13 protein-coding genes and 1 pseudogene are annotated in these 10,675 nt (G+C 47.7%); 5 read left to right on the top strand and 9 right to left on the bottom strand.

Going from position 1 to position 10,675, the window contains the following annotated elements:
- A pseudogene (locus tag H7F08_RS14150) lies at nucleotides 1-171 on the bottom strand (ISL3 family transposase); the annotation flags it as partial.
- Nucleotides 172-401: 230 nt separating this feature from the next.
- Here H7F08_RS14150 and H7F08_RS14145 point away from each other — a divergent pair.
- Complete coding sequence (locus tag H7F08_RS14145) at nucleotides 402-593, top strand: hypothetical protein (protein WP_193640887.1); 192 nt, start codon at nucleotides 402-404, stop codon at nucleotides 591-593.
- Between the two features lie 115 nt (nucleotides 594-708).
- Here H7F08_RS14145 and H7F08_RS14140 read toward each other — a convergent pair whose 3' ends face one another.
- The gene (locus H7F08_RS14140) at nucleotides 709-1,446 is read right to left on the bottom strand and encodes a DNA N-6-adenine-methyltransferase (RefSeq protein WP_193640886.1); all 738 of its coding nucleotides are present in this window, start codon (nucleotides 1,444-1,446) and stop codon (nucleotides 709-711) included.
- 274 nt (nucleotides 1,447-1,720) lie between these two features.
- Nucleotides 1,721-3,010, bottom strand: a complete 1,290-nt coding sequence (locus tag H7F08_RS14135) for a hypothetical protein (RefSeq protein WP_193640885.1) — start codon at nucleotides 3,008-3,010, stop codon at nucleotides 1,721-1,723.
- 226 nt (nucleotides 3,011-3,236) lie between these two features.
- Between H7F08_RS14135 and H7F08_RS14130 the strand changes: the two genes are divergently transcribed.
- The 4 genes from H7F08_RS14130 (at nucleotide 3,237) to H7F08_RS14115 (ending at nucleotide 6,590) form a co-directional block, all read left to right on the top strand.
- A complete protein-coding gene (locus tag H7F08_RS14130; RefSeq protein WP_193640884.1) occupies nucleotides 3,237-3,455 on the top strand; it encodes a helix-turn-helix transcriptional regulator in 219 nt (72 codons plus the stop codon).
- Nucleotides 3,456-4,316 carry a hypothetical protein gene (locus H7F08_RS14125; RefSeq protein WP_193640883.1) on the top strand — a complete coding sequence of 287 codons (861 nt, stop codon included), beginning with the start codon at nucleotides 3,456-3,458 and terminating at the stop codon, nucleotides 4,314-4,316. It begins immediately after the preceding gene.
- 267 nt (nucleotides 4,317-4,583) lie between these two features.
- Nucleotides 4,584-6,092, top strand: a complete 1,509-nt coding sequence (locus H7F08_RS14120) for a DNA polymerase (RefSeq protein WP_193640882.1) — start codon at nucleotides 4,584-4,586, stop codon at nucleotides 6,090-6,092.
- A 69-nt stretch (nucleotides 6,093-6,161) separates the two neighbouring features.
- Nucleotides 6,162-6,590 (top strand): hypothetical protein, encoded by a 429-nt coding sequence (locus H7F08_RS14115; protein ID WP_193640881.1) that lies wholly within the window; start codon nucleotides 6,162-6,164, stop codon nucleotides 6,588-6,590.
- Between the two features lie 119 nt (nucleotides 6,591-6,709).
- On the opposite strand, the gene H7F08_RS14110 is transcribed toward H7F08_RS14115, so the two are convergent.
- The 6 genes from H7F08_RS14110 to H7F08_RS14085 form a co-directional block, all read right to left on the bottom strand.
- On the bottom strand, nucleotides 6,710-7,126 hold the full coding sequence (locus tag H7F08_RS14110; RefSeq protein ID WP_227485411.1) for a hypothetical protein: 417 nt from the start codon (nucleotides 7,124-7,126) through the stop codon (nucleotides 6,710-6,712).
- Entirely contained in the window at nucleotides 7,126-7,338 is a 213-nt protein-coding gene (locus tag H7F08_RS14105; RefSeq protein ID WP_193640880.1) for an AbrB/MazE/SpoVT family DNA-binding domain-containing protein, read from the bottom strand. The genes H7F08_RS14110 and H7F08_RS14105 overlap by 1 nt, the downstream gene beginning before the upstream one ends.
- Before the next feature lie 187 nt (nucleotides 7,339-7,525).
- A complete protein-coding gene (locus H7F08_RS14100; protein WP_193640879.1) occupies nucleotides 7,526-8,710 on the bottom strand; it encodes a tyrosine-type recombinase/integrase in 1,185 nt (394 codons plus the stop codon).
- 215 nt (nucleotides 8,711-8,925) lie between these two features.
- Complete coding sequence (locus H7F08_RS14095) at nucleotides 8,926-9,414, bottom strand: glutathione peroxidase (RefSeq protein WP_010643022.1); 489 nt, start codon at nucleotides 9,412-9,414, stop codon at nucleotides 8,926-8,928.
- Nucleotides 9,415-9,465: 51 nt separating this feature from the next.
- A complete protein-coding gene (locus tag H7F08_RS14090) occupies nucleotides 9,466-10,209 on the bottom strand; it encodes a PilZ domain-containing protein (RefSeq protein ID WP_193640878.1) in 744 nt (247 codons plus the stop codon).
- A gap of 298 nt (nucleotides 10,210-10,507) precedes the next feature.
- The coding region (locus H7F08_RS14085) for a transposase (protein WP_193640877.1) at nucleotides 10,508-10,675 on the bottom strand (168 nt) is incomplete at its 5' end.

The following is a 10,675-nucleotide window of genomic DNA, read 5'->3' as shown; positions in this document are numbered from 1 at the left end:
GTCATGGACCGGGCAGTCCTGACCGCAGACAGGGCAAGCAAGCCGACTTCCCTTGGGAAAGTTGATATGCAGGTCCAACCGCTTCTCCTCCAGCTTGAAAGTCACATCGTCCACCATCCACGGCGGAACCAACCCCAACGCCAAGGTAAACAGCTTGTCTTCGTCCATCATTAACCTTCCCTAGATCAGCAATGCCCTAAGACTACCGTACCCTCGTATCCACTCCAAGTAGCGAGGAGCCCGCCGCGTGTTATCCTATGGCACCCAGAGTGTGCGGTAAATTTCGGGATAGAACGGCAGTAGCCGCGTTATAATTGTTATAATGTATGTCTAATGGATGTTGACATTGATGCGTGAAAAGGCAGTGTGGTGCTGGTTTCTATTCGGGAAAGGGGTGAAAAATGCTGAACGGAAATGACAAGGAACGTCTCGAAAAAGCGGCTCAATCGGCTGATTTATTTGTACAAGACCTGCAGGATTTGGCGAAGGCCGAGGATGTTCTTTTGGCGAATATTGCAGAGGAGCTGCTCAAACATGCGGCAGTCCTTGAACAAAGGTTGTGCCGGATCGAGCATGTAACCAATACAGAGTGAGGTGATGGGGCATTTTCCCGTAGTGAATCGGTAAATGACCTCAAGATTCTATGTGAAGGCTTGAAGCAGCAATTCAATGTGCTGAATTAAATGTTTTTTGTAAACCCACATCCGCCTACACCCACCAAATCAGTGCAGAATCGAACGGCGCCGCGTTCCCTGCCTTCCCGTCTTGACCGACAAAACGCAACCTTCCACGTAAAAACTCCGGTTTTCCACCGCCTTCGAGAGCTTTGTGCCACCAGTTCGTTCCAGTCCTGGCCGGCACGAGGGCGATCACTTTAACCCCCAATATGGCTTCTGCGACCATTTTATCAATCCATAGTGACAGTGCTTTACCGTACGGTGGATTCACCCATACCACAGAGCCAGAATCGCCCCAGGAGCGGGATAAACCATCATCGGCCAGTGCATAGCGATTGACACACGGGATAGACCTCTGTCCATCGTCAGGAGAACAGGGATCCAGATCGAATTGCTGAATACCTAAGCGTGACAATACGTTTTGCCATACCTCTGGTGGCGTTTGCCATGTCATATCTTTTGAAGCATGCAGGGTTTTCCAGCGCGCACTTTTGCCTTCGGTAAGCACAACCCGAAAGTCAGCCGCTTCAGCAAGCTTTTTGTAGCTCGCAATAGTCCCGCCACCATACTGAAGCAGGCGATAAACCGTATCAAAACCGATACCAGAAGCGCGACATGCGGCTCGGATCCCGCCTAACGCGTCAACAATCTGGGCGGGCGACGGATTTGGTGCATGGACGGCAACCATGCTGCCAATGCCGGATAGCGCGCGTCTGCGAGTATGGGCTGCTAGATTAGGGCGGATTTTCAGTGTAATGGTGCGGGTCAAAATTGGTACTTTCCCAATATTGGACAGTGACAGATTCGGGAGCGAATTATTACAGATTCAGGAACGCAGAACAAGATGATGTGCGCTTTTGACGACTCCAGCCAAGAAAAAGAAAAAAAGACTAAAAGAACGTTTGCCATTCATGGTATTATTCGGAGGGCAATGCCTTGAACCGAAAGGGTGTAACTTTTAGTCAAGACCTGAACCGGTCTGGGGTATCCGTATCTATCTTTATTTTATCTTTATAGAATACAGATAAGAATATTCTGCTTCACTAAGAAATCTCATTTTCTCGTAGGATTTGTCGAACTCGTGTTGGGGAGCAGTCAAACTCTTCTGCAAGTTGTTTTATGGCTTGAGCCTTAGTCATTTTGTCATTTCTCCGAAGTGATTGCGCTACTTGAAGCATTTCTACCTTGTCAACTTTGATTGGTCGGCCTTTTCCCTTGCCTGAGTGGTAATAATCCGGAGCGTTATTCTGGGCATACCAGGACTCTTCTTGGAAAAGGCACATATATATGGCGACAATGGTGGGATGAAAAGGGATATCTTTATCGAAAACAAACTGCCCCACAAGCTGGATTAGGTTCATTGGGGAGTGCTGCGATGAATCAATGAGAGACTGGACCATTTTTACGAACTTTTCTGGTCTAGAGATTGGTGGGTAGGATCGCTGAATCTCATCAAGTAGCCGTTGCAAGGAGGGCGTGTCAACAGGCTGATTTTTTTTAGACGAAAATAAGGTTTTAGTAATACTAAATAAGTTATCTCCGATTATTTTAACCTCATTTAAATTATCCAAATTCAAGCGCATCAGGAGGTTTGTTTTCCACGGTATCAGTTCCGGATCATTTGCATTACGCGCTACATTTATTGCCTTTTCCTTTCTTTGCCGGACCAGTTTCTTTTCTTGGGCGATGTACCGCTTGCGGGCTGCCAGATAGCGACTCATATTTTTCTGTGGGTCGTGCAAAGCGCAGGTTTTACCAGTAGATGATTTCGTTTCTCCTGAGCGCTCCGGTATTAATCTAAAGCAAAACTGGCAGTGTTTTCTGGCAAACAACTCTTTTAAGTTCGGGTCTCTCTTGTGCGAACGCTCAATGTGCTCATTCTCAAATTTTTCGCGTGACTCGCTTTCCCGCCGTGAAAGAGCCAGCGCTTTGTCGTCCTCGTGCCGACGTAACAACGTGGCAAGACCGTTAAAAAAATTATTTAACTCGCTACAAATGAGGTCGGGACCATGTTGACCATAATCTTCTCCCCAAACATCGAAGTCAGCGATGGGACTATCGCCAAAACCTTTTCGCCGATAGGCCTCTTCCAGTTTTTCGGCCAGTTCGACAGGGCCGAATTCTTCGTCTTTGCAATCTGTTGGTTTAAGTATAAAAAAGATACGCCCAGTACCATGAAACGTTTTAGTGGGTTCAACTTTGTGAATTTTCTCAGCCAATCCCTCCGAAAACCTAGAATCAAGATTCCCAGGATTATGCTCAAAATCAGCTAATACCTTATCCAGTACTTGCCAACGCTCGTAATAATGTAGTTTGTCCGTAGGAATGTGCATGCGGGGTTCCAATGTCAATTTCAGGAATCCACGAAGACTACGACAGTGGTCTACAAGTTGTGTACGCAATAAATTCTTATTGGAACGAGTTTTTGCCATTGTTTCTGCCTTTATATCTCCTATCCATTCAGTATGACATGAAATGAAAAAAAATGAAAAAGTTGCAGCGTGATGGAGTTACGTTATCCCGACATAATGCAATCCGGTTGAACACAAGGAGGTACACATGGACACAGTTGTTACGAAACAGCAGCCACACAGGCTACTTAGATTTAATGAGGTCAAGTACCGAACCGGTCTCTGTCGGACCAGTATTTACAATCGCATCGCGAATGGTGAATTTCCATCGCCCAGAAAACTCGGCCGCATATCCGTGTGGTTAGAGGCCGAAATAGACCAATGGGTTTTAGATATAGCCCAGACGCAGAAAGGAGGAAATCTGTAAATGTCTAACTATTGGAATAAAAAATCGAAAATTTTAGCTAAACGAGGAAAAAATATGAAAATGGATCAAGCTAAACAGGCTCCCAATCAAGAACCTTTTGATTTTATGTCTACAGCTCAGGTGAGTCCTGAATCTGACGCAAGCTCCTGCATAGCGCTTAATCCGGTTGTTGGTCTGTCTGCTTTGGAAAGTATGAGTGAAGTCGTAACTAAAGATGCGGACAAAACGACACAGGTTCCCACGCCGGAAAATGTTGATGTCAAGACTCCCGAACGGACGATACCTGAAGCTTATTCCCATTCTAGTACCGCCCCAAATCCCTTTGACCCGAGCCATTTTGCAGTACCGACCACGGTGACGGGGGCGTTCGATGTGGTTAAGCAACTGGTAACTTGTCCGGTTCGCAAGCCCAATCGCAGGGAGTTTGTGCGGATTCACCCAGAATTTTCTCTCAGGGTGTTTATTCTGGAACTGAAAGAGGAACGCGAAACTTATCTGGTTGAGCCATCAGTGGTTGCAGGTCTGTCAGACGAAACACGCATCGTGACTTTGCATCTCGCTGTTAATCGGCAAGGGGCAATATTTTTGTGGCCGGTGCCGGAGCCCAGCTTAGATGGAAAGGAAAACGACTGGTGGACTTCTACCCGAATTGCTGCGCAGCGCGCGCGGACGGATTGGATCCGCATGGTCGCCAATATGTCACTGGGCGCTTACGATGTTTTTGTCGCAGCGGGTGCACTGGGAAACCCGATATGGCCAAACCAAACGATGGCGGAGATTTTACAAGTAGCCTTCGGTGATAGGTACATCATCCGGGATCTCGACCATCCGGTTGTTCGCCGTCTGCGCGGCCTGGAATGAGCAGTGGGATTCAATCTTCATTATCGCGCCATCTGGATACTCGATTTCGAGTACACAGCAAGTGTAGGTGATTGCCCAGAGCCCGTTTGTATGGTCGCCCACGACCTGGTTTCTGGGCAATGGATTAAGTTATGGCAGGATGCACTGAACAAAGAGCCGCCCTTTGATTTAGGTGCCGATAATATCCTGTATGTGGCCTTTGCGGCCCAGGCTGAATGGTCATGTTTTTTGCAACTGGGTTGGCCTATGCCGGTAAGGTGTCTGGATTTGTATGCGGAATTTGTCTGTTTGCACAATGGTAGTGTGAACGGCCAGTTCTACCCGAGCCTGCTTGCAGCTGCAAGACATTATGGCATTTCCAGTATGGTTGCTTCGCGGAAGGAATTTATGCGGGATCTGATCCTAAGCGGTGGCCCTTGGACCAGTGCCCAACGCGCTGACATTCTGGACTATTGTGCCGGCGATGTTCAAGCCACCACGGATTTGTTGCGAATCATGCTTCCGCAAATTGCAGAGAATCCCCAGCGATTGGGGCAAGCTTTGCTCCGTGGTCGTTATACTTGTGCAGTATCCAGAATGGAACGAAACGGCGTACCCATTGATGTTGTGTTTTATCGACGATTGCAAAAGGGGTGGAATGAAATAAAACTTAAGCTCATCGCGGAGATAGATCGGGACTTTGGCGTCTTTAATGGAGCGACATTTGTGGCTGACCGTTTCGCCGATTTTCTCCAACGCGCTCAAATACCGTGGCCGCGACTACCCAGTGGTCGACTGGCTTTAGATGATGGCACATTTAAAAAGCAGGCTAAGGCACACCCAATGATCGCTCGATTACGGGAGTTGCGTCAGGCTTTGGCAAAACTGCATCAGGCGGATTTTCCCATTGGTTCTGATGGTCGTATGCGTACTAGCTTGCACCCGTTTGCGAGTAAAACCGGAAGAAATCAACCCAGTAACTCAACATTCATTTTCGGGTCAGCGCGATGGTTGCGCAGCCTGATTAAACCTGCACCAGGACGTGCACTGGCCTATGTCGATTGGTCGGCGCAAGAGATCGCCATCGCCGCTGCGCTGTCCGGTGATCATGTCATGTGGGAAGACTATATTTCGGGCGATCCGTATCTTGCATTTGCTAAAAAAGTAGGGCTTGCACCAGCCGATGCCACTTGTTACACCCATAAATCTGAACGACAACGTGCGAAGGCTATCGTGCTTGGGGTCGGATACGGCATGAGCGCTGAATCCATTGCGCTGCAAGCCGGAGTGCATTTTGAAGAAGCACGCACGCTGTTACGTCAGCATCGGGAAACCTATAAGGCTTTTTGGCAGTGGGTCACAAATAATCAGAATGCGGGTCTACTCGGGCTGCCCTTGCAAACCACTTTTGGCTGGACTTGGCGCGCGGGTCATGGTGCCGAACCCAATCCCCGATCATTATTGAACTGGCCCATGCAATCAAACGGCGCTGAAATGCTGCGGTTGGCATGTTGTGAGTTGACGGAAAACGATATCCAGGTATGTGCGCCTGTGCACGATGCACTTCTGGCCGAAGCAGATATTGCTGAGATAGATGATGTCGTGAAGCGGACACGGTCGGCGATGGATCACGCGAGCGAATTAGTTTTAGGAAAGGGGCGAGTTGTGCGTACCAATGTCGATGTGGTGTGCTTCCCCGATCGTTATGTGGAGGAGGCCGGTAATGACTTATGGCATCGGATCACAATGCTTCTGAATGAATTGCCAATGAATGATGATGGCGTCGTCTCAAAATAACCCATTGGAGTGTTCTCGGCTTCATCCAACCCGTTTGTTACCATTAATGATTAGGACTTGATTAGAACCATGACCATCAAAAAATTCAATCGAACTCAATTTGATTGCAGACAGATGTTGCCGCAAGGAGATCCAGATTTGGACTTGTTGTCTTCCGCTGTAAAACTGGCGGTGCCGAGCATTAGACAACGCGAATATTATATCCCGGCGATCCCATTGCGTTTTTTGAGAGAAGCAGCCACTGCTGGGGATGCTTTGCCTGTGCTGCTGGTGGCATTGGCTATGATGCGAATGAAGGATTTGAATGAAATAGCATTGGGGCCAGCTCTTTGGTCGATGATTGACAATCCCGGCCCGCGTGTTCGAGCACGCTTACTGAAGCAGATTGCGGCGTTGCCAGAAGAATTGTGTACACTAGAACCCCGTCGTGGCAGGCCGTATTTGCTTAGAACTGGTCCGGATTGGCCTAAAAAAATGACGCGCCGGAAACAGGAATAAATTAATCCAGTTTCGGGGGAGGGTAGGAGACTTGCCGTGCAATCTGTGATGGACTGCTGGTCGTTCTATAATCAGTAGCTGCGTTAGTCACCCTGCAGAGTATGCCAACCTCAAAAAATTCAAGCCACAAGCCCCTTAAAAGCACGAATGGCCGCATGAGGATCGACGGCCACAATCTGTAAAAGTGCCCTGGCTGGTCCCGCAGGTCGTACCCGTTTTTGTTCCCAATTCTGCAGTGTCTTGAGCTTTACCCTGATCATCAGAGCGAACTGCGACTGTGAAAGGCCTGTGGTTTCACGGATGGCTTTTACGTCGGGATCCGGAATGTGGGTAGTCCGCGTATAGGCAATTACCTGGTCGGCTTGTTCCTCGCCAACTTCTCGTACTAACCACTTCGATAGCTCCAGTTGCACAACCGTGGGGACGATACAATGTGATTTTTCTGGAAACTGTTTTCCCAGACGCCTACCGGTGGGCGTGTCAGCAAGCCATTCAATCCATGCTGAGGTATCGACCACGCAAGGCACTAAATCCATCAGAATCGATCCTGGCGATCACGCCAATCGTCAATGCGAGCCCCTTTAGCAAGGCCGACTAACTGTTCCTTCTCGGGCACGGGTAGCACCAGAACACCCTTACCTTTGGGGATGAAGACAAACTCTTGTCCGGCTTTCCAGTGCTGTTCATCCCGCAGAGCCTTGGGAATGGAAATCTGGAACTTGCTCGACAAGGTAGCGGTGATTTTCATGGCTCGTACTCCTTAATGATCGATGCATTTCTGGTAAGGCTAGCTGATATCAACTCGCCATGCCACGCAAATTCACAGAGCAAGCAGGGTCATATTTCAATCAACCTGACCTATAAGTAATGGAATATTTTCATGCTGCAACCGACACACGCTTCATCATCTGTCAATCGCCCGATATGCAATACTATTATTGGTCGGTAACATCCACAAAATCTGCCCACATCTGCATTAACTTCCGTCGTAGCTCAAATAGATCTGAACGTTGGTATGCAGCCTCGACCTTATTCGGATTGGTGTGGGCAAGTGCTTGTTCCAATACTGCAGCAGGAAAATTGGTCTGCTCGGCACCCCAGTCTCGAAACGAACTGCGAAACCCATGTACCGTCACATCAGTGATTACGCTGTGAAGTGTTTTGTTCACGGCCACATCCGATAACAATCCGCCACGAGCGCCGGGAAAGACTTTGGGATTATTCCGCATCCTCCATTCTTGCATATTGGTTAAAATCTTCATGGCTGCATCAGAAAGGGGAACTCGGTGAGGTTTTGCGGCTTTCATGCGAACACTGGGTATCGTCCAAACTCTTGCATCTAGATCAACCTCATCCCATGTGGCGCCGCGTGACTCCCCAGAACGGGCGGCCGTCAGGATCGTAAATTGCAAACAATAGGCCGATACATGCGATTTTTCACGCAATGCTGCCATGATACGGGGAATGTCGGTGTAGGCTGAAGCGGCGTGATGTTCGCGCTTACTCACCTTGCCCGGTTCTGGCAACACTTTGTTCAGTATCCCTTTCCATCGCGCTGGATTACGGGTGCCATCACATAGATCGTGCACGGCGGCATAATCCAAAACTGCCTCAATTCTCTGACGTACTCTGGTTGCTGTTTCTGTTTTGGTGGTCCAGATAGGGAGCAAGATTGACTTTACATCGGCCAGAGTCACATCTGCAGGAGCTTTAGTCCCGATAACAGGGAAGGCATAGTCACGCAGAGTGTTAATCCATTGTTGTGCATGTTTGACGTTTTTCCAGCCGGACCGCTTGGCTTCGAGCAAATCTTGTGCGCATTGCTCAAAAGTCATGGATACCGTCTCAGTGGGATCATTAACACGCAGTAATTCACCAGGATCACGGCCGTCCGCTTGGGTTTTGCGCATAGCTTCTGCCAGGACACGAACCTCTTTTAATTTGCGAATGGAAGTAGGTCCCAGACCAATCTCTCGTACTCGCCCTTTGTCTTTGTAGCGAAAGACCCACGCGCGACTGCCGCCTTTTACACGCAGATAAAGATTGCCACCGTCGCTGTGAAATCCTTCGGGCAGGGTGTCTACCTGCCGTACGGTGAGTTTTCCAATGGTCGTCGCCATCGTGCGATCCTCCGAAAAAGTGATACTCCGCCAAACTTTTCTATCTTACCGTTTATCTTACCCGATGACATGGCTCATGGCGAATACCGCTGGACTTCGTTGGACTGTTGTGTTTATAACTAGCTGAATAATTTATTTATAATGGAAACACCTGAACGCTGGTGGACAATGGTTTGTATTTCACCGCCTCCGCCACTATCAATAGCAAAAATCGGTCAGCAGTTTTCTTGCAGAGCTTTTTCAATAGCTTTACATAATCTCTCAGGTTTCTTGTTGGGTGCATAGCGGGCAATAGGTTGTCCGCTTCGATTCAACAGGAATTTTGTAAAATTCCAGCGTACTTTACGACCCCAAAATCCCGGGAGACTTTTAGTTAACCATTGATAAAGAGGGGATGCATGTGCTCCGTTGACGTCAATTTTCTCGAACAACGGAAAATGGATGTCAAAATGTTGAGAGCAGAATAGTTGAATACTTTGGTTGTCTCCTGGTTCCTGATGCCCGAACTGATTGCAGGGGAAACCTAAAACCGTGAATCCTTGAGAAGCATAGGTTGTGTATAATTCATTCAGTCCGGCATATTGCGGAGTGAATCCGCAAGCGCTGGCAGTGTTGACGATCAAGACAACCTGCCCCCGAAAGTGGCCAAATCTTATTTCCTCTCCGGTAATGCTGCGGGCCTGCATATTATAAAATGGGCTCATTTTAGCGTAATCCACCTCAAATTATGCTTTTGCTCAATTTTTAACGTTTTATTATAGCGGTTCAATGCTACCTTCAAGAAATTGTTCAAGCGTTTCTGACTGTTGCTTGTCCTCAAAAATAAAGGCAAAACCCAAAAGAGCAAAGCCGTTAGGTCCGATAGTCACGTCATCAGAATCGGATAGGTTTTGTGTCACCAGTGCAGAGCGCCGCAGCTCAGCCCGGCTTTTCCAACTGCTACGATCCGATTTGAGCAGAATAATTTCTCCTTGTTCATGCAGATGTATATTCAGTTTGCCATCATCATAGGTGGCCATATGCATTCCACCCATAAAGCCACCATAACTCACATCCATAACCTGTCCATATATGGGTTCATTCAGTTGTGGGTTACTCCAGTAGGCAGTCATATTGACCGTTAGGCTGAAGCGTTCATGTTTTCTGGTATTTCGAAGCCATAACTGTTTTGGATAATCGATATGCATTCCTGAGGCGTCGATCGCCCTGATGGTAGAGAGGAATCCCAGGGACTGGTCTGTACCATAGTACACACAGAGTACTTTTTCCCCGATTTGTCCGAGAAGACTCAAGGGGTTGTCCGTATTTATCTGAATAGATGTGGCTGTCATTTTGGTGATGGCAATTTGCTGGGTGAGGGCAGTCTGTTCGCGGAACAGGGTCAGATATCTATGTTGTAGGCGCAGTTCAATCAGCAATTCCGGAATGTCTTCGGAATCTACGGTGTTCCAGGAAAGAAACAATTCTTGCGCGTGTTCGTATAGAGGTTTGTTGATCATGGCAGCCGCTCTGGTTGGGTATGTAAGCATATCATGGTTCGTGATATTCGCTAATCAAATCATCATTATTTCGTTATATTAAATATCAATAATATTACTTTTATCCACTTTTAATAAGAAGGGTGATCTCATAGATTTTTTATAGTTGTTCTACAGAGGGTAGTAATGTATATATCGCATAACACTATCCAATATAAATCAGGGTTGAGATTATAAAGAGTAGAGCTAATTATTTAACCTGATGAACATAATAATAAATTTTCACATTTGAATAGTGGTTTAGTGGTTCCTCGCTGTTTTAAGTGGGTAGCTTGAGATCCAGCTTACCCAGTACGAGGTAAGCCATGTTAATAAAATTCTTGTGGGTGCGATAGCCCCGTGCCCTGGATTTGGCGGACTGGAGCAGACTGTTGAAACCTTCCAGAGTGCCGTTACTCAGATGGCTCTCGAACCATCTGAGTAACGG

The organism is Acidithiobacillus sp. HP-11 (assembly GCF_015100075.1).
In the GTDB taxonomy this organism is placed as follows: Bacteria; Pseudomonadota; Gammaproteobacteria; order Acidithiobacillales; family Acidithiobacillaceae; genus Acidithiobacillus; species Acidithiobacillus thiooxidans.
This window is presented reverse-complemented; position numbering and strand designations above follow the sequence as displayed.

Bases quoted from the DNA above. Each gene is read 5' to 3' on its own strand.
- H7F08_RS14145 (WP_193640887.1), top strand. From the start codon at position 402: ATGCTGAACGGAAATGACAAGGAACGTCTCGAAAAAGCGGCTCAATCG.
- H7F08_RS14135 (WP_193640885.1), bottom strand. From the start codon at position 3,010: ATGCACATTCCTACGGACAAACTACATTATTACGAGCGTTGGCAAGTA.
- H7F08_RS14130 (WP_193640884.1), top strand. From the start codon at position 3,237: ATGGACACAGTTGTTACGAAACAGCAGCCACACAGGCTACTTAGATTT.
- H7F08_RS14125 (WP_193640883.1), top strand. From the start codon at position 3,456: ATGTCTAACTATTGGAATAAAAAATCGAAAATTTTAGCTAAACGAGGA.
- H7F08_RS14115 (WP_193640881.1), top strand. From the start codon at position 6,162: ATGACCATCAAAAAATTCAATCGAACTCAATTTGATTGCAGACAGATG.
- H7F08_RS14110 (WP_227485411.1), bottom strand. From the start codon at position 7,126: ATGGATTTAGTGCCTTGCGTGGTCGATACCTCAGCATGGATTGAATGG.
- H7F08_RS14105 (WP_193640880.1), bottom strand. From the start codon at position 7,338: ATGAAAATCACCGCTACCTTGTCGAGCAAGTTCCAGATTTCCATTCCC.
- H7F08_RS14100 (WP_193640879.1), bottom strand. From the start codon at position 8,710: ATGGCGACGACCATTGGAAAACTCACCGTACGGCAGGTAGACACCCTG.
- H7F08_RS14095 (WP_010643022.1), bottom strand. From the start codon at position 9,414: ATGAGCCCATTTTATAATATGCAGGCCCGCAGCATTACCGGAGAGGAA.
- H7F08_RS14090 (WP_193640878.1), bottom strand. From the start codon at position 10,209: ATGATCAACAAACCTCTATACGAACACGCGCAAGAATTGTTTCTTTCC.